Consider the following 17,981-nt stretch of genomic DNA (forward strand, 5'->3'; position numbering starts at 1 on the left):
AAGGTATGTCCATAGAGGGCCTGTGATTTTTTCAAAAAACAAGCCTTAAATAAGGATAGCATAAGAGAGCCGCGGAAAAAGGCAGATTTACGCGGACGGCAGGTTTTTGACAAATCGCTCGATCCGTTTCAGGGCCTCGAGCAGGTGCTTGATCGAATAGGAATAGGACACACGGACATGACCTTCACCGCTTGCGCCGAGCGCATCCCCTGGAACGACCGCTACCCGTTCCTTTTCGAGCAGCTTCATGCAGAATTCGTTGCTGGTCATGCCGGTCGACCGGATGCTTGGAAAGACGTAGAATGCACCCTCCGGCTCAAAACAGCTCAACCCGATCCGGTTGAACCCGTCAACCACCAGACGCCGGCGCATATCATACTCGCTGCGCATCGCCTCGATCGCTTCATCGCAGTTCTTCAATGCCTCGACCGCTGCATACTGGCTGGTTGTCGGGGAGCACATGATCGCAAACTGATGCAGCTTGATCATCTGCCGGATGATCGGCGCAGGGCCGGCTGCATAGCCAAGACGCCAACCGGTCATGGCGTAAGCTTTGGAAAAACCGTTGACCAGAATGGTACGTTCCCGCATCCCGTCCAGCTCGGCAATCGAGACGTGCCGTTCCGATCCATAGGTCAGCTCGGCATAAATCTCATCCGAAAGCACGAGGACATCGGTTCCGCGCAGTACCTCCGCGATCTCCTCCAGATGGTTCCGCCGCATGACCGCGCCGGTCGGATTGTTGGGGAACGGCAGGATCAGCAGTTTGGTTTTGGGGGTTAAATGCTCCCGAAGCTGTGCAGCGGTCAGACGGAAATCATCCTCAACACGGGTCGCGATCGGCACCGGGACCCCGCCTGCCATCCGGGTAAGCGGGTCATAACAGACAAAGCATGGTTCGGGAATCAGCACCTCTTCCCCTTCGCCGGGATTGATCGTAGCCCGGATGCACAGGTCGATCGCCTCGCTCCCGCCGACGGTGGCAAAGACATCGGTTTTGGGGTCATAGGAAAGGGTAAAACGGCGTTTGAGATAGTTGCAGATCTCTGTACGCAGCGTGATCAAGCCCGCGTTTGCGGTGTAAAAGGTGTGCCCCTTCTCCAGGCTCTCGATCCCTGCACGGCGGATCTCCCACGGGGTTTTAAAATCCGGCTCCCCAACGCCAAGGGAGATCACATCATCCATCTCCGCCGCGATGTCGAAAAATCTGCGGATACCAGATGGTTTGAGGGCGGCGGCCGATCTGCTCAACAGCTTATCATAATCCATCACTGGGAAGTTACCTCCCGTTCATCCCGAGGGGCGTCTGCCATCAGCAGGCCGCGCTCCTTGTATTTTTTCAGGATAAAATGGGTACTGGTCGACTGTACTGCATCCAACGGAGCCAGCCGGTGCGCCACAAACAGGGCAATGTCCTTGAACGTTTTGCCGCTGATCGTCAGCGCAAGGTCATAGCCGCCGCTCATCAGGTAGCAGGTCTCGACCTCGGGAAACTGCGAGATGGTGTAGGCGATCTCCTCAAACCCCATCGTTGCCTTCGGAGTCACCTTGATCTCGATCCGCGCAGAAACGAGATTATGTCCGGTCTTATCCCAGTCGATCAGCGCTTTGTAGCCCCGGATGATCCCCTTCTGCTCCAGTCCGGCGATCGTGTCGGAAATTTCCCGCACAGTGACGCCAAGCATCACTGCAAGCTGCTCATGGGAAAGCTGCGCATCATCCGCAACTAGCTTTAACAATTTGATGATATCAATCTCTTTCATACGTTCACAACTCCTTTTTCCTCAATCTGGATCAACAGCGGATGGCGCTCCCGGTAGAAGGTATAACTCCCAAAGCCCGCATCCGCCAGAATCTGTCTGGCCTGGTCAAACCCGGCGCCCAGCGTATGTATCTGGTGGGAGTCCGAGCCAATCGTCACAAACTCCCCGCCCAGTTCCCGAAACCGCCGGATATACGGCGCTGGCGGCATTGTATCCGCAAGCGGCCCGGAGAGACCGGAAGTATTGATCTCCAGCCCTTTGCCCTCCTGTGCGGCAAGCCGAAGGATTGCATCCGTCAGGTCACTGTACCGCCCGAGATCGACCGGGATCTTATGCCTGCCGGTGATGTATCGGATTGGATAGGTCAAATGCGCCACTACGTCAAATTCTCCCAGCTGCATCGACCGGAGCAGTGATGTGAAATAATAGGTCAGATAGCGGTCGATCTCCTGCGGTGTCCATCGGTCGAACGGATGGTAAAAGATGTCCGTCCCGCCCTCATCATTGTGGACCGAAAGCAGGATCATATCGAACGGGCGGCCTGCCACCTGACGCGCAAGCTCGGGACGGTGATGCACCCCCGAAATCTCGACCCCGGTATGCAATGTCAGACGGCCCTGAAATACCTTGGCCGCCTTGCCCACATCGAAGATTGACTGTGAAATCCGCTCTGCGAACTGCCCGGATTCGTACTCCTCCAGCTCGCAGTGATCGGTGACGCAGAATCCGGAAAGCCCTGCCGCTACGGCCTGTTCACACAGGAGCATCACCGAGCTTTCCGCATCGGGTGAATTGCTGGAATGCACATGACTGTCAAAAATTCTCATCTGTAACCCCCATCCTCTATCTTTGCTGGTTTTGTCTGAACCCTGATGAATCATGATATGCTGGTAATTTATTGTACCATCTTCTGCGCCGGTTTGCAATCCTGTCTTCCAATCCGTCTTTTTACCCGCTGAATCGTTGAAAATTCATCCAACCAGTGCTATAATTGAAACACTTGAAAAGAATCGGGATAAGCAAAGGTCCTTTCTTTAAGAATCTGTTTCGTATACTAGAGATTGTTTGAAAAAAGGAGGAGGCGTCATGCCGTATATCAAAGTGACCAGTGGCAGTTTAACCGCAGAGCAGAAGGAACTGCTCATCAAACGTCTCACGCAGGTGGCTTCCGAAATAATGGAGGTTCCGCCTGAATTTTTCATGGCTGTAATTGAGGAACTTCCTGACCAGAACATCGGGATTGGCGGCAGAACAATCGGCCTGATCAAGCAGGACTATCAAAGAAGTACGGGTGATCTGCATGAGTGACCGCGATCTGATCCGGGTGATCTCCTTCAACCTCAAGCGGGATTTCGGCATCCCGCTCAACCACACCCACAAATGGAGGGAACGCCGCGCACTCGCGGCGCAGTTTATCCGGGAAAGCGGCGCAACAATCGTCGGCGTGCAGGAGCTTCTGCCCAATATGCGCGAGGATGTCGGCCGCCTGCTGGATGTCGATTACAGCATCCTCGGGTTTGGGCGGTTCCGCGGCCTCAAGCCCAAAGACGACGAGCACAGCGATATTATCATTAAAAATCAGGAAGCCAAAGTCAGCCTGATTAAAACCTTCTGGCTTTCCAAAAGCCCTGAAAAACTCAGCCGCGCTTACTATGCAGTATTCCCGCGGATCTGTACGGTCGCGGAAGTTTACATTAAACGACTCGATCGGTCGATCCGGGTGTTTAATACCCATCTCGACCATATCTGCGGGATCGCGCGGCTGCTTGGGGTGCAGGTCATCCTCGACTATATGGAGAAATACCAGCAGCAGTGCCCTCTGCCGACCATCCTGATGGGGGATTTCAACTGCAAGCCCAGCAGCAAACCGGTTCAGTTCCTGCGCAACTACGCTGCTGATCGGAGCGGCTTGCACCTTACTGATGTGTACACCCGGTTTGATCCGTCCTGCCTTTCGAATACGCTGCACAATTTCAGTGGAAAAATTCGGAAAGGCGCCTGCCCGATCGATTATATCTTTGTTTCCGATGAATTCGAGATTATTGATTCCCAGATTGTAACCGATCCGATCAACGGGTTGTATCCGTCCGACCATTACCCTCTGCTGGCCACCCTCCGCCTGAAGGACACCCCCTCCGATCTGGAATATACTGAATAACGAGGTGATTGATATGCCGCAGATGAACAAGGGCGGTAAATTTATTTTTGGAAAGTCAGTCATACAACCGGATGGTGCCGTCCAAATCCCTGCCCAAGCCATTCAGGAATATCAAATCACGACGGAAGGCAGGGTGTATCTGTTTACGGGAAGCAAGGTCACAGGCGGATTCTGCGTCACCCGGAAAGGACTGTTGGAGCCGTCCAAGCTCGGCCACATTTTGACCGAGAACCCGGATCTGCTGCATTATACTGCGGCACCCGGCGTATTCTTGAGATACAAAGGGCGTTCCTACTGCTGGACCACCATTACAAACGATGGAAAAATCGCCCTGTCCAAAAACATGATGGATTTTCTGGAACTGGCGCCAGGAAACGCTCTCCTGTCCATCCGAAGCAGCGACATTGCTTTCACAATGGGCGTAAAAGGTCCCCTTTTGGAGAAAGCGCAAAACTATGAGGGGGAGATTCCGATATTCTGATGCATTTTTAAAGGGGAGCAAAGAGCTGCGGCATCCATCTGAAAAAGGAGTGCGTATGGGTGTTCTTCCACGAAAATCCTGCTTCTCAAATTATTTTACAAATTTCATAAATTTTTTCCCTTTTTAGGTTGACAACTCCATCTTTCTTTGCTATAATAATCAAGCGTTGTGAATCACTTCGTCAGCATGATCCATTAGCTCAGCTGGCAGAGCACCTGACTTTTAATCAGGGTGTCCGGAGTTCGAGTCTCCGATGGATCACCAAAATATGGGCCCGTAGCGCAGCTGGGAGCGCGTACGGTTCGCATCCGTAAGGTCGAGGGTTCGATCCCCTTCGGGTCCACCATAAAAATCATGTAAGGTTTTTTAGGCTTTGCATGATTTTTTTGCAGGTTCGGAAATCAAAGCGGTCTTATTTTCAGGAAGGAGTTTTTTTATGAGCCTGAAAAAATGTCTTTTAACAGGTCTTGCGAGTGTCCTTGTGCTCTCTGCCGTCACTGTACCCGCTTCGGCGCATGGGCATCGCCGCGCTGTTGCAGTACAGCAGCGGACGGTCTATCCCACCTGCGCGGTTGCAGACTGCACCCTGTCCGGCATCCACACACATGATGGTATCTCCTGTTGCCGTCACAGCCAGCAAAGCGGTATTTGTGACTACTGCGGCAATGATTGCGGTGCACAACTATGCGCCGTGGAAGGTTGCGCTCTGTCGGGTGTCCACACCCATAATGGTGCCTCCTACTGTCATCACAACCAGGAAAATGGTTCCTGTACCCATTGCGGCACTTATTTTGGGGTACCGTCAACGTCCGCAGCCCCCTATTACAGCGGGCACCATGGCGGCCACTGTCGTACATGGTACTAATTTCTCCGTCTCTTCAAAGAGTTAAAAGGGCATCCGCTTTCTGCGGATGCCCTTTCTATCTGTGATTTACGCTAAGAACTGATTGCAAGCGCAACTTCGAATCATGCGGCCTCTGTTTTTAAAGCACGAGAGGCATTGAGTACCGCGAGTATCATAACACCTACATCCGCAAAGATCGCCGCCTGCATACTGGCAAGACCCACTGCACCGAGCAGGAGGATCAATCCCTTGACGCCCAGCGAAAAGACGATGTTCTGCTTGACAATTCGCAGGGTCTTTTTAGAAATCCGCATTGCAGAGGCGATCTTGGAGGGCTGGTCATCCATTAAAACAATGTCGGCAGCCTCGATTGCGGCATCAGACCCCAATCCCCCCATCGCGATCCCGATATCTGCCCGGGAAAGGACTGGGGCATCATTGATCCCATCACCAACAAACGCCAGCTTTCCCTTGGCAGACTTCTGTTCCAGCAGTTCCTCCACCCGCGCTACCTTATCTGCGGGAAGCAGGCCGGCATGGAACGAATCAAGTCCGAGTTGTCCGGCGGTCTGCTCGGCGACCGCCCTTGCATCACCGGTCAGCATGACTGTCTGACGGATTCCCATTTGTTTCAGTGCAGCGATCGCTCCGGCCGCATCAGGCTTGACCGTATCGGAAATCACGATATGTCCACCATAGCAGCCATCTACCGCAATGTGCACCACTGTACCGGTCAGATGGCAGTCATGCCACTGCACACCGGTTCGGTCCATCAGTTTCCCGTTTCCGGCACAGATCAGAAGCCCATCAACCCGCGCTTGCACCCCATGCCCCGAAAGTTCCTCCACATCAGAGACCCGGCTGCTGTCGATCGGTTTGCCGTACGCCTGACGCAAAGAACGCGAGATCGGATGGTCGGAAAAGCTCTCGGCAAGCGCCGCAAGCTCCAGCAGCCGGCTCTCTGGCAGCGTATCAGGGTGCACAGCTGTAACTTGGAATACCCCTTTGGTAAGGGTCCCGGTCTTGTCAAAAACGACAATTTCGGTTTCAGAGAGCGCTTCCAGATAATTGCTGCCTTTAACCAGAATCCCAGCTTTGGAAGCGCCTCCGATTCCGCCGAAAAAGCTGAGTGGGATCGAGATCACCAGTGCACAGGGGCAGGAGATGACAAGGAAGATTAGTGCACGTTCAATCCAGGTATTCCAGGAACCGCCGAGCAGAAGCGGAGGAAGCAGGGCGAGCAGAACCGCACCAATTACGACGACAGGGGTATAATAGCGGGCGAACTTGGTAATAAAGTTCTCGGCGCGGGCTTTTTTGCTGCTCGAATTTTCTACCAGATCGAGAATTTTTGATACGGTAGACTCCCCGAATTCCTTGCTGACACGCACCCGCAGCAAACCGCTCTGATTGATACAGCCGCTGATTACATCATCCCCCGCAGCGACCTCGCGTGGAAGGGATTCTCCAGTCAGCGCCGCCGTATCCAGTGAGGAACTGCCTTCGATGATCACGCCATCAAGCGGGATTTTCTCCCCCGCCTTAATGACAATGACGTCCCCCACCGCAACTTCATCCGGATCGACCTGTTCGAGTGCACCGCCTCGCTCGATGTTGGCGTAGTCGGGCCGGATGTCCATCAATGCGGTGATCGACTGGCGGGATTTCCCGACCGCATAGCTCTGGAAAAGCTCGCCGATCTGGTAGAAGAGCATGACCTCCACCGCTTCGGGAAACTCGCCGAGCACAAATGCACCGATCGTAGCAAGCGCCATCAGAAAATTCTCGTCAAAGACCTGTCCATGTGCGATGTTGCGCGCTGCTCTCCAAAGAACATCCCAGCCAACCACTGCATAAACCGTAATAAAATAGAACAGCCGGAGTACCCCGCTCAACGGGAGCAGAAACGAAAGCGCGAACAGAACCGCGCTGGCCAGAATCCGCGTCAGCATCTTTTTTTGCTTCCTGCTCATCGGTATATCCCCTTCCTAACCGGATACCGGTTACAATTTGATGGCACAATCGGGTTCTACCCGTTTGCAGACCCGCACAATCTCCTGCATGATCTCGTCAAAGCGGCTGTCGTCCGCATCAACAGTGAGCTTCTGTGCCATAAAGCTGACAGCTGCATCGTTTACGCCGTTGATTTTTTTGATCGCAGCCTCCATCTTGGCGGCGCAGTTTGCACAGTCGAGATCCACCATTTTAAAATGCTTTTTCATCAGAATACCCCTCCATAATAATTGAATTATTTTTTTCCTTATTCTGCAACATGCTCCATCCCCTGGTCGATGATCGTGCGTACATGCCCATCCGCCAGAGAGTAGAACACGGTCTTGCCGTCCCGCCGGTATTTAACCAGTTTGCTCTTTTTGAGCACCTGAAGCTGGTGAGAGATCGCTGACTGTGTCATATTGAGCAGTTGAGCGATATCACAGACGCACATCTCCGATTCAAACAACAGATAGAGAATCTTGATCCGGGTGGAATCCCCGAAAATTTTGAACAGCTCGGCCAGATCAAACAAAATCTCGTCCTCGGGCATCTGCTGATTGACCTTATCCACAATCTCCTGGTGCACGTGCATCAGTTCACATCGTTCCGCACTGCTGGTTTCCGACATATCATATTCACATCCTTTCATATGAATGATTGTTCATGTGTTTATTATAATCCTTTTTCGAAAAAAGTCAATAAGGAATTTTGCTAAAAAACCTAAAAAATGCTGTGGAACCGAACGGCAGAAAGAGAGCCAAAGTGCCAACATAAACAGAGACGGACAGCCGATAATGGCTGTCCGTCTCTGTATTTTTTGTAAGTGATTTCAAAAGACTGCTCTCTACAGGTCAACCGCCAACAGGCGATGCTGTCTGAGCAGATGTCATCGTTTCAATAATGATCTGGTAAAGCTCCTCCGGGGAAACATTGATCGAGCCATACTCAACCACAAAACCATCCTGATAGAGGATACCCACGTTTCCATGATACTGCTTTTCATCCCCCGGCTCATCGGACGGGAGCAGCCGCGCCTCTAATATCTGCTGGGTAACCTCTTCCGCCCGGAAAATTGGGTTGTTCGTTGTATAGAAATACGCCTCTGGGATTGAGTCCGCATACGGGATTTCATACAGCCGCAGGTCGAATGTCTCCGGCTTGTCAGGATCTGCAAGATAGGCCGACCGTTCCTCGGTATAATCCTGGACCGAAACCCGCAGTTCTTTTGTGTAATCCTGACTGAAAAAACTGACTGAAAGCGTATAGGTATCTATGCCGCCGCCCGAATAGTAGGTCCCCTCCGGTGCGGATTTGGGTAGCCAGTTCCCCCAAGGCAGCTGCTCCCGCGCCTGTTCCAACGATTCCAGCGGCCGGTAATCGGGAGCTGCCATCTTGGGGGCATAGTCCTCACCCGTGTTCTCTCCTATGTCGCCCTCCGCACTCCCTTCCAGCGACCGTCCCATCTTTGGCTCCGGTTCATAGCTGGCTGGTATACCGGCCGATGGTTCTATCACCAGGTTGGCCCCCCCTGCGGGCGCATCCTCTTTCAACTCTGTCAGGGTATCATCCCCGATGGAAAACGACTGCGCCTCTGGCACTCCTCCAAACCCAGCGTCTAAAGGTTCAGGCATATCCTCAGGAAAAGCTACCGCAGCGTTCTGCAAACTAGCCTTCTCCTCCTGCCCGATCAGTGCCTCCGAACTTTTTTCCATACCATTCATCACTCTGACCGACCCCAGAACCACTACAAAACAGGCAGCAACCCCGACAAGCGCTCTCCAATACCGGTATCTCCGCGGTTTTTCCTCTTTCAGATCGAGATATTCCAGTTGATAGCGCATCCTGTCCGGCTGAAGCGAATGGGGGAGCTTGATATCCTGGTTGAGGGCATCAAACCGCCCGCGCAAAAATTCCAGATTTTCCTGCAATTCTTTTTCTTTTGCCACATTCACACGCATTCACTCCTTTCTGTCCTGCCTAGCTTTCCAACTGGGCGCGCAGCTTCTTCAAAGTGCGGTGCAGCTTGGAGCTAACCGTTCCCTGAGGCGCACCGAGGATTTGGGCGGTTTCCCGTACGGTATATCCCTGCACCACCGCAAGCGCGACAATCTGCCGTTCCTGTGCATTGAGGGTTTCCAGCGCATGCAGGAGCGCGATCTTCTGGGTAGACTGCGCTTCCACCCCGTCCCCCTCTTCTGAAAGGTCGAGGAAATCGTCAATGTCCAGCTGATTGCGCCCGTTTATGTACTGCCCAATCTTCCGCTTGCACCGGATCGACAGGATTCGCATAATCCATGGTTTAAAGCTGTTCTCGTCCCGCAGCTTTCTAATCCCCTTATATGCTTCGATGAATGTTTCGCTTACCACATCCTGTGCATCATGGGAATTGCCCAGCGAATAGAGCGCAACGCGATAGAGGTCCTCCGCAATCTGCTGGTAGACCTTTGCAAAGCTGTCCTTATCCCCAAGGCGCGCCTGCCTCACCGCATTTATGTCAACAACCATCTTATACCACCATTCTCCTGCCAAGCGGTTCACTTATATAGTGGCCCGCTGGCTCCCTTTTACTGCACATTTGTAAAATTTTTATAATCAAGGGAGCGCTGCACATAACAGCGCTTTCAAAAACGAAAAATGTGCCGGCAGTCCCCACCGGCACATTCAGTATAACACACTATGTTCCGTTTGCCTATGCTTCTATAATATCGGTCGGATTTTCCACTGTCAGAATTGCGTAGACACAGGTGGTCACCACCGAAAGAAAGTTCGCAAGCAGGTTGATCTGCGTCTGGGTCAGGTTATCGCAGAGGATATTTGCTACTGTCGCAGCGACATAAATAAACTGCGCTCCCTGCCCGCTTTTCGGCTGCGGAGCCTCGTTGGAAAGCCCTCTTGCCGTTGCGGCTGCGCCCTTCTGCCCCTTAATCGGGCCGAGACTTCCTACCGTACTCGCGGTTCCTGTCGCGCTCGTGCTGTCGAGCGCTCCTGCACCCGCCGCCCCTACCACGCCTGCCGAGCCTGTCTCCATATGCACCACCTCCCCACACAGTTTATGCAGAGAGGATCCTTTTAGCCAACCTTCATTTTAAGATCACCGCTTTTGATCCAGCCCATCCGGAGGAAGAAATGGTAGAACACCATCGTCAAAACCGCAGGCAGGATCACCTGCATGACCGCCATTTCCGCCAACAGGATCGGAAATGCCGTGTCTGCACCCATCGCAGCGACCGTTCCAAACTGTCCAACCAGCCCGCTAGTGCCCATTCCTGCGCCTGAAGCGGTGTTGGTCATCCCGAGCACTCGGGTCGAGATAGGGCCGAGGATTGCGCCTGCCAGCGTTGGAGGGACCCACAGCATCGGACGGCGCATGATGTTTGAGAACTGAAGCATCGAGGTGCCGACTCCGACGCTCACAAGCCCACCCCAGCCATTTTCTTTGAAGCCCATCACCGCAAAGCCGACCATCTGTGCGCAGCAGCCAACAGTCGCCGCACCGGCAGCAATCCCGCTCAGATCAAGCATGATGCAGAGAGCAGCCGAGGAGATCGGCGCAGTGAGCGCCATGCCGACCACCACTGAAACGATAATTCCCATAGGGATCGGAGACAGCTCGGTCGCGGTATTGATGATCCCGCCGAGAAAACTCATGAAATCCTGGACATACGCACCTGTAAAATCACCGATCAGGCCACCTGAAACGATCGTGACAATCGGAGTGAGGATGATATCCACCCCGGTTTTCCCGGCGACCAGCGAACCGATTTCACTCCCAGCCACCGCCGCTATGTACGCGCCAACCGGCCCGCCTGCCGCGTAACCAATCGCACCACAGGCCACACAGGAGAAGGTGACCAGCGGTTTGGAGCCAAGCCCCCAGGCCACCGCGGTACCGATCGCCGCGCCGACCACCGGCGAGGAAGCGGACAACACCTCGGTGAGCACCGACAGGAAACCCAATCCCGGCAGCTTGGCAAGCTGAGAGATCACCAGACCGATGATGAGCGAAGAGAACAGCCCGAGTGCCATAGCGCTCATCGCGTCGATCAGGTAACGTTTGAAAAACTTTTTGACCAGATCCATTGCATACAACCCTTTCTTACTCTGGCAGTTTGCCGAGGCAAACCCTGCATACCCGACCGGGTGCCGCGCGTACGCGGCTCCCCTGATCCGGATACAGGTTTCGTCCCGCGTCCTGTGGTTCCCTGCCATTTCATCGGTTGCGCAACAAAGCCATTTTTTGTTTTTAGACCCCTCCGGGCCTTTTGCATTCTAGCATAATTTACCGGGCCCGTCAACCAGCTTTTGAAGATCAGCGGTTTTTCGCGCCGATGTCCCGGCGCAGATGCATCCCCTCAAAGGAGATATTCTCTGCGGCAGCATAAGCCGCCCTGACCGCCTGTTCCCCGTCCGGCGCGGTACAGGTCACGCCCAGCACTCTGCCGCCTGCGGTCAGATAGGAATCTCCATCCCGCTTGGTACCTGCGTGATAAACCGTCGCACCGGGGACTTGCCCTTCCGCATCCAAGCCGGAGATCTGCTTGCCGGTTTCGTATTTCACCGGATACCCCCCGCTTGCGAGGATCACGCAGGCAGCGCTGTCCTTCGAAAAACGGACCTCGGTTTCCGCCAGCCGTTTTTCCGAAATCGCCAGCATGATCTCGAGCAGGTCGGTTTCGAGCAGAGGAAGCACCACCTGTGTCTCGGGATCGCCAAAGCGGCAGTTGTATTCGATCACATACGGGCCTTTCGGGGTGAGCATCAGCCCAAAATAGAGGCAGCCGGAAAACGGCCGGCCTTCCGCCTTCATCGCATTGAGAGTCGGGCGGAAAATTCGATCCATGCAGGTCTGCGCTACCTCTGGCGTATAATGGATGTTAGGGGCAACGGTGCCCATCCCGCCGGTATTCAACCCCTGGTCGCCGTCCAGCGCGCGCTTGTGATCCATCGACGAAACCATCGGTACGACCGTCTCTCCGTCGCAGAACGCCAATACGCTGACTTCCGGTCCGGTCAGGAACTCCTCAACCACCACCTGGCTGCCCGACGCGCCGAACACCCGGTCCTCCATGATGCTGTGCAGGGCATCCACCGCTTCTGTTTGATTCTGGGCGATAATGACCCCTTTGCCGAGCGCAAGCCCATCTGCTTTGATGACAACCGGATATTCCCCCCGCTGCTCGATATACGCAATCGCCGCTTTCGGGTCGGAAAAGACCTCGTAAGCCGCAGTCGGGATGCCGTATTTTTTCATCAAATTTTTGGAAAACACCTTGCTTCCCTCGATCTGTGCAGCCGCCTTATCTGGGCCGAACGTCCGGATACCCGCCGCATGCAGCGCATCGACCATCCCGAGCACCAGCGGGTCGTCCGGCGTGACCACCACAAAATCGACGCCCTGCCCCTTGGCAAACGACACCATTCCTTCGATGTCGGTCGCCTTGACCGGCACACATTCCGCATCCGCCGAGATACCGCCGTTACCGGGCGCGCAGTAGATTTTTTCTGCCTTCGGATTCTCTTTGAGTTTCCGGATCACCGCGTGTTCGCGGCCCCCTGAACCCACCACCAATAGTTTCATTCATTTTCCCTCCATACAGCTTGCGGGGATGCGCAGAACGCATCCCCGCAGAGATTTTTCAATGATGGAACAGCCGGATGCCGGTAAACGCCATCGCAATGCCATATTTGTTACAGGTTTCGATGACATGATCGTCACGAATTGAGCCTCCCGGCTGCGCGATATACCGCACCCCGCTCCGATGTGCACGCTCTATGTTGTCTCCGAACGGGAAAAATGCGTCCGAACCGAGTGATACGCCATCCAGCGTGTCGAGCCATGCGCGTTTTTCCTCGCGGGTGAGAGGTGCGGGACATTCGGTGAAAAACTGCTGCCACGCTCCGTCGGCGAGCACATCCATGTAATCGTCCGAGATATAAACGTCGATCGTGTTATCCCGGTCGGGGCGGCGGATGCCCGCTTTAAACGGCAGGTTCAGCACCTTTTCATGCTGGCGCAGATACCAGATGTCCGCCTTATTGCCCGCCAGACGGGTACAGTGGATCCGGCTCTGCTGGCCTGCCCCCACGCCGATCGCCTGCCCGCCTTTGGCATAACAGACCGAATTGGACTGAGTGTATTTCAGGGTAATCAGCGCGATGATAAGGTCACGTTTTGCGTCCTCGGTCATCTCTTTTTCGTCGGTGACCAGATTTTCCAGCAGCGCCCCGCTGATCTCCAGCTCATTTCTGCCCTGCTCAAAGGTGATCCCAAACACGTCCTTATGCTCAACCGGCGCGGGACAATAGTCCGGGTCGATCTTCACGACGTTGTATCCGCCCTTACGCTTGGTTTTCAGGATCGCGAGCGCTTCCTCGGTATAACCGGGCGCAATGATCCCGTCCGAGACCTCCCGCGCGAGCAGGGTAGCGGTTTCCGCGTCGCAGATATCCGAAAGCGCGGCCCAGTCGCCGTAGCTGCTCATCCGGTCGGCGCCGCGCGCGCGCGCATAGGCACAGGCGACTGGTGAAAGCGCGAGGTCATCCACGAAATAAATCTTCTTTTCGGTCTCGGTCAACGGCAATCCAACCGCCGCCCCTGCCGGACTGACATGTTTAAATGAAGCTGCACTCGGCAGGCCAGTTGCCGCTTTGAGTTCCCGGACAAGCTGCCAACTGTTGAACGCGTCGAGAAAGTTGATATAGCCGGGTTTGCCGTTCAGTACCTCAACCGGAAGTTCCCCCGCCTGCATAAAGATTCTGGCTGGTTTCTGGTTGGGGTTGCAGCCGTATTTGAGTTCGAGCTGGTTTGCCATGCTGTTCCTCCTCACTGGTTTTGATTCACAATTCGTGTTTCGCAGGTGCCCGCTTCCACGTCGATATACCGCACAAAAAGCGAAACCTTGTTATCCGGGTTGAGCGCATTCCAGACCGCGTCGGTAAATGCGTCGATCCCACCGTCGATCCCGACGCAGGCCGGTTCCCCCTCAAACGACGGGATCGGGTTGCCGTCGCACCGGTAGGTGTGGATAAAATGCCCCTCTCCTGCAACCGGTTCCATATATTCATAGAAAAACCGCTGGACACTGTCCGGGTTGCCGTTCGCACTCTTGAGAATCGAGAGCTGATACCGGAATCCCTCAAGCGCACCCGAGATGCGCGGCGTGAAGTTAGGCGGGTCCGGCTCAAAAGTGCGGGTACGGAGCGCCTCTTCGAAGGTCCTGCCCTGCTGGAACGCTTCATAGACGGTATCCGTCTGGTCGCCGTTGGTCACGACGGTCACAACGCCGTCAGAGTATCCCCGCATCGGGGCTGACCCTGCGCCCTGCACAACGGGGGGCTGCTCCCCCGCGCGGATAAAAGCGATTGGCCCGTCCCCGGTTCCCGATTCCAACGACCGGAACACCCGCACCGGATGATAGATAATCAGGCTGGGGTCGGTCAGTTTGGCGGGATCGAACGCCTGGGTACGGATTCCCTCCCCGTCCTCCACAAAGACGCGGTTGCGGCTGTTCTCGCTGCGCCCCATGATGAAATAGGCGATTACCGCATGTTGGCCGTCGGCATGTTTTCCAATCACGATACCGCGCCCGGGATAGCTGTTGTTTTGCAGAAGCTGTTCCAGATTTTGTCTGTTTGACATCTCCATCCTCCGTCTCAGTTGGATTTCGCGTTGCAGACCAGCGCGACCGCGCGGGGCAGCAGTTCCCATTCGGCTTGCTCCATCACCCGCCGCTGCAATGTCTCAGGGGTGTCGCTCGGCAGCACCTCCACCGCCTTTTGCAGGATAATCTGCCCACCGTCGGTCACCTCGTTGACAAAATGTACCGTTGCGCCGGTCACCTTGACCCCATAGGTCAGCGCCGCCCGATGTACCCGGATACCATAATACCCGTCCCCACAGAACGCAGGGACCAGAGAAGGATGCACATTGATGATCCTGCGTGTGTAGTTGCTCACGATCTCGCTCCCAAGGATGTGCAGGAATCCGGCCAGCACAACCAGATCCGCATCAGCGCGCTGGAGCGCCGCAAGGATTGCCGCATCGTAGTCCTCACGCGCCTTATAAAAGCTGCGGGGGATGACCTCACAGGGAATCCCCGCTTTTTCCGCCCGTTTGATGGCGTAAGCATCCGGATTCGAGCTGATCACCTGAACGATCTCACCCGCACCCAGCTCGTCACGGGCCTGCGCGTCGATCAGCGCCTGAAGGTTGGTGCCGCCGCCCGAAACCAGTACCACAATCCGTTTTAACATAATTCGATCCCCTTTTCGCCGTTCTCAATCTGTCCGATAACCTTCGCCCGCTCGCCATGCGCGTTCAAGATCGCGACCGCGCGGTCCGCGTCCTCCCCGCCAACTGCCAGGATCATCCCGACCCCCATATTGAAGGTGTTGAACATATCATGTTCCGGAATACCGCCTGTCTTCTGAATCAGGTCGAAGATTGGCAGAACCTCGACTGCCGCACGTTCTATTTTGGCGCGCTTCCCATTGGGCAGAGCGCGCGGAATGTTCTCATAGAAGCCGCCTCCCGTGATGTGGGAGACCGATTTGACTGTCAGCTCCTCCATCACCGCCAACACCGGTTTGACATAGATTTTAGTCGGGGTGAGCAGCGCTTCGCCAAGGGTCATGCCCAGTTCGTCGTGATGTTGGGACAGCCCGCCCTTCTCGACATCAAATACCTTGCGCACGAGGGAGAATCCGTTGGAATGCACCCCGCTGGAGGCGATCGCAACCAGCGCGTCCCCCGCTTCGACCCGGCCAGGGTCGAGAATTTTGGAGCGGTCGACCGCCCCGACCGAGAACCCCGCAAGGTCGTATTCCTCCTCCGGGTAAAACCCAGGCATCTCGGCAGTTTCGCCGCCGGTCAGCGCGCAGCCTGCCTGCACACAGCCTTCGGCCACGCCCGAAACGATGGTCGCGATCTTTTCCGGGACATTCTTCCCGCAGGCGATATAGTCCAGGAAGAGGAGCGGCTTCGCGCCGCAGCAGACGATGTCATTGACGCACATCGCAACACAGTCGATCCCAACAGTATCGTGTTTATCCATCAGGAATGCCAGCTTGAGCTTGGTGCCGACTCCGTCGGTGCCCGCACAGAGAACCGGATGCGGCATCCCTGTGAGATCCATCTCAAACAGGCCGCCGAATCCACCGATCCCGCCGAGTACCCCGCTGGTCATCGTTCGTGCAACATGCGCTTTCATCAGCTCCACAGCCTTGTATCCGGCGGTCACATCGACGCCTGCCGCTTTATAGGCGTCGGAATAACTATTCTGCATCTGTCTCTTCCTCCTGCTTCGCTGCGCTGATCTTTTTTTCAAACTTGTTTTTCTGCATCTTATCAGGCACCGCAATCGGGTATTCCCCTGAGAAACAGCCCACGCAGAACCCGCAGTTGGCGCCCTGGGCAATCTCCTTGACCCCATCAATGCTGAGATAGGTCAGCGAATCCACCCCGATCTGTTTGGCGATCTCGGGGACGGTCATCCGGCAGGCGATCAGCTTGTCCCGGCTGTCGATGTCGGTGCCGAAATAACAGGGATTTTTAAACGGCGGCGCTGTAACCGCAAAATGCACCTCGCGCGCACCTGCATCACGCAGCAGACGGACGATCCGCGCACAGGTGGTTCCGCGGACGATCGAATCGTCGATCAATACCACCCGCTTGTCCCGGACGGTTTCAGCAATCACGTTCAGCTTGATCCGCACCGAATCCTCCCGCTGGCCCTGGGTGGGCTGGATGAAGGTACGGCCGATATAGCGGTTTTTGATGAACCCGACCCCATACGGGATACCGCTCTCCTGGGAATAGCCAAGCGCAGCATCCAGACCCGAATCCGGCACGCCGACCACCACATCCGCCTCCACCGGATTTTCCCGATAGAGGATGCGTCCGGCACGCTGCCGCGCCTCATGGACGCTGACTCCCTGTATCACCGAGTCGGGGCGCGCGAAATAGACATACTCAAAGACACAGAAACTCGATTCGCCGCCGCAATGGGAGTGCAGGCTATGCAGGCCGTTCTCATCGGCGATCACGATCTCGCCCGGCTCAACGTCCCGCACAAACTTCGCGCCGATGCTGTCGAGCGCGCAGGTTTCGGACGCAAACACCACGCCGCCGCTCGCTGTCTCGCCAATGCAGAGCGGGCGGAACCCGTTGGGGTCGCGCACCGCGATCAACTTTTTCGGGGACATAACGATCAGCGAATAGGCACCCTTAATCGAGTACATCGCCTTTGCAATCGCGTCCTCAATGCTGGGGGAGAGCAGCCGCTCACGGGTGATGATATAGCTGATGACCTCCGAATCATTAGTGGTGTGGAAGATCGCGCCGTTCAGCTCCAGCTGACGGCGCAGCTCGGGCGCATTGACCAGATTGCCGTTATGAGCCAGCGCCATTGCACCCTTGCAGTGACGCACCACCAGCGGCTGGGCGTTGACCGCACTGCTGTTGCCGGTAGTTGAATAGCGGCAGTGCCCGACTGCCATGGTCCCCCATCCGAGTTTTTCCAGATTGTCGCGGCTGAATACGTCAGGTACCAGCCCCACGTCCTTATGGCAGACGATCAGCCCATCATCGTTGACCGCGATCCCGCAGCTTTCCTGCCCGCGGTGCTGAAGCGCATAGAGCGCATAATAAGCGCTGCTCGCGACATCCGACTGCTCTTTCTCGTAGATACCGAATACGCCGCATTCCTCATGGATTGTATCGAACATGCTTTCACTCCTATA

20 protein-coding genes and 2 tRNA genes are annotated in these 17,981 nt (G+C 55.3%); 6 read left to right on the forward strand and 16 right to left on the reverse strand.

Annotated features, from left to right (window positions below):
- Nucleotides 1-87 precede the first annotated feature (87 nt).
- The 3 genes from D5269_RS02045 to D5269_RS02055 are packed head-to-tail and all read right to left on the reverse strand — an operon-like array spanning nt 88 to nt 2,590.
- The gene (locus D5269_RS02045; protein WP_022788439.1) at nt 88-1,269 is read right to left on the reverse strand and encodes an aminotransferase class I/II-fold pyridoxal phosphate-dependent enzyme; all 1,182 of its coding nucleotides are present in this window, start codon (nt 1,267-1,269) and stop codon (nt 88-90) included.
- Nucleotides 1,269-1,763 (reverse strand): Lrp/AsnC family transcriptional regulator, encoded by a 495-nt coding sequence (locus tag D5269_RS02050; RefSeq protein WP_016316138.1) that lies wholly within the window; start codon nt 1,761-1,763, stop codon nt 1,269-1,271. The genes D5269_RS02045 and D5269_RS02050 overlap by 1 nt, the downstream gene beginning before the upstream one ends.
- On the reverse strand, nt 1,760-2,590 hold the full coding sequence (locus D5269_RS02055) for a histidinol-phosphatase HisJ family protein (RefSeq protein WP_158604807.1): 831 nt from the start codon (nt 2,588-2,590) through the stop codon (nt 1,760-1,762). The genes D5269_RS02050 and D5269_RS02055 overlap by 4 nt, the downstream gene beginning before the upstream one ends.
- A gap of 259 nt (nt 2,591-2,849) precedes the next feature.
- Between D5269_RS02055 and dmpI the strand changes: the two genes are divergently transcribed.
- The 6 genes from dmpI to D5269_RS02085 all read left to right on the forward strand — a co-directional run bounded on the left by dmpI (nt 2,850) and on the right by D5269_RS02085 (nt 5,267).
- Nucleotides 2,850-3,071 carry a 4-oxalocrotonate tautomerase DmpI gene (dmpI, locus tag D5269_RS02060; RefSeq protein WP_120481935.1) on the forward strand — a complete coding sequence of 74 codons (222 nt, stop codon included), beginning with the start codon at nt 2,850-2,852 and terminating at the stop codon, nt 3,069-3,071.
- Nucleotides 3,064-3,921 (forward strand): endonuclease/exonuclease/phosphatase family protein, encoded by an 858-nt coding sequence (locus D5269_RS02065; RefSeq protein WP_120481937.1) that lies wholly within the window; start codon nt 3,064-3,066, stop codon nt 3,919-3,921. The genes dmpI and D5269_RS02065 overlap by 8 nt, the downstream gene beginning before the upstream one ends.
- Nucleotides 3,922-3,934: 13 nt before the next feature.
- Entirely contained in the window at nt 3,935-4,402 is a 468-nt protein-coding gene (locus D5269_RS02070; protein ID WP_120481939.1) for a hypothetical protein, read from the forward strand.
- Between the two features lie 188 nt (nt 4,403-4,590).
- Nucleotides 4,591-4,666 (forward strand) — tRNA-Lys (locus tag D5269_RS02075).
- Nucleotides 4,667-4,672: 6 nt separating this feature from the next.
- A tRNA-Ala gene (locus tag D5269_RS02080) sits at nt 4,673-4,748 on the forward strand.
- Between the two features lie 90 nt (nt 4,749-4,838).
- The gene (locus tag D5269_RS02085; RefSeq protein ID WP_147407890.1) at nt 4,839-5,267 is read left to right on the forward strand and encodes a hypothetical protein; all 429 of its coding nucleotides are present in this window, start codon (nt 4,839-4,841) and stop codon (nt 5,265-5,267) included.
- Nucleotides 5,268-5,368: 101 nt separating this feature from the next.
- On the opposite strand, the gene D5269_RS02090 is transcribed toward D5269_RS02085, so the two are convergent.
- The 13 genes from D5269_RS02090 to purF all read right to left on the reverse strand — a co-directional run bounded on the left by D5269_RS02090 (nt 5,369) and on the right by purF (nt 17,966).
- Nucleotides 5,369-7,219 carry a heavy metal translocating P-type ATPase gene (locus D5269_RS02090; RefSeq protein WP_120481941.1) on the reverse strand — a complete coding sequence of 617 codons (1,851 nt, stop codon included), beginning with the start codon at nt 7,217-7,219 and terminating at the stop codon, nt 5,369-5,371.
- A 30-nt stretch (nt 7,220-7,249) separates the two neighbouring features.
- On the reverse strand, nt 7,250-7,468 hold the full coding sequence (locus D5269_RS02095; RefSeq protein ID WP_016316131.1) for a cation transporter: 219 nt from the start codon (nt 7,466-7,468) through the stop codon (nt 7,250-7,252).
- 38 nt (nt 7,469-7,506) lie between these two features.
- Nucleotides 7,507-7,869 carry a metalloregulator ArsR/SmtB family transcription factor gene (locus tag D5269_RS02100; RefSeq protein ID WP_016316130.1) on the reverse strand — a complete coding sequence of 121 codons (363 nt, stop codon included), beginning with the start codon at nt 7,867-7,869 and terminating at the stop codon, nt 7,507-7,509.
- Nucleotides 7,870-8,092: 223 nt separating this feature from the next.
- Nucleotides 8,093-9,193 carry a hypothetical protein gene (locus D5269_RS02105; protein WP_016316129.1) on the reverse strand — a complete coding sequence of 367 codons (1,101 nt, stop codon included), beginning with the start codon at nt 9,191-9,193 and terminating at the stop codon, nt 8,093-8,095.
- Nucleotides 9,194-9,218: 25 nt separating this feature from the next.
- Entirely contained in the window at nt 9,219-9,746 is a 528-nt protein-coding gene (locus tag D5269_RS02110) for a sigma-70 family RNA polymerase sigma factor (protein WP_016316128.1), read from the reverse strand.
- Between the two features lie 184 nt (nt 9,747-9,930).
- Complete coding sequence (locus D5269_RS02115) at nt 9,931-10,269, reverse strand: hypothetical protein (RefSeq protein WP_016316127.1); 339 nt, start codon at nt 10,267-10,269, stop codon at nt 9,931-9,933.
- A gap of 41 nt (nt 10,270-10,310) precedes the next feature.
- Nucleotides 10,311-11,321: a PTS sugar transporter subunit IIC gene (locus tag D5269_RS02120; RefSeq protein WP_031219732.1), complete on the reverse strand. Its 1,011-nt coding sequence runs from the start codon at nt 11,319-11,321 to the stop codon at nt 10,311-10,313.
- A gap of 229 nt (nt 11,322-11,550) precedes the next feature.
- A complete protein-coding gene (purD, locus tag D5269_RS02125; protein ID WP_120481943.1) occupies nt 11,551-12,819 on the reverse strand; it encodes a phosphoribosylamine--glycine ligase in 1,269 nt (422 codons plus the stop codon).
- 58 nt (nt 12,820-12,877) lie between these two features.
- Nucleotides 12,878-14,053 (reverse strand): phosphoribosylaminoimidazolecarboxamide formyltransferase, encoded by a 1,176-nt coding sequence (locus tag D5269_RS02130; protein WP_120481945.1) that lies wholly within the window; start codon nt 14,051-14,053, stop codon nt 12,878-12,880.
- Between the two features lie 11 nt (nt 14,054-14,064).
- On the reverse strand, nt 14,065-14,886 hold the full coding sequence (locus D5269_RS02135) for an IMP cyclohydrolase (RefSeq protein ID WP_051142459.1): 822 nt from the start codon (nt 14,884-14,886) through the stop codon (nt 14,065-14,067).
- 8 nt (nt 14,887-14,894) lie between these two features.
- Nucleotides 14,895-15,494 (reverse strand): phosphoribosylglycinamide formyltransferase, encoded by a 600-nt coding sequence (gene purN / locus D5269_RS02140; RefSeq protein ID WP_016316122.1) that lies wholly within the window; start codon nt 15,492-15,494, stop codon nt 14,895-14,897.
- Nucleotides 15,488-16,525, reverse strand: coding sequence for a phosphoribosylformylglycinamidine cyclo-ligase (gene purM / locus D5269_RS02145; RefSeq protein WP_120481947.1), 1,038 nt, complete (start codon nt 16,523-16,525; stop codon nt 15,488-15,490). Before purM ends, purN begins: the two co-directional genes overlap by 7 nt.
- On the reverse strand, nt 16,515-17,966 hold the full coding sequence (purF, locus tag D5269_RS02150; RefSeq protein ID WP_120481949.1) for an amidophosphoribosyltransferase: 1,452 nt from the start codon (nt 17,964-17,966) through the stop codon (nt 16,515-16,517). Before purF ends, purM begins: the two co-directional genes overlap by 11 nt.
- Nucleotides 17,967-17,981 lie beyond the last annotated feature (15 nt).

Source organism: Anaerotruncus sp. 1XD42-93 (assembly GCF_009917605.1).
Taxonomy (GTDB): Bacteria; Bacillota; Clostridia; order Oscillospirales; family Ruminococcaceae; genus Anaerotruncus.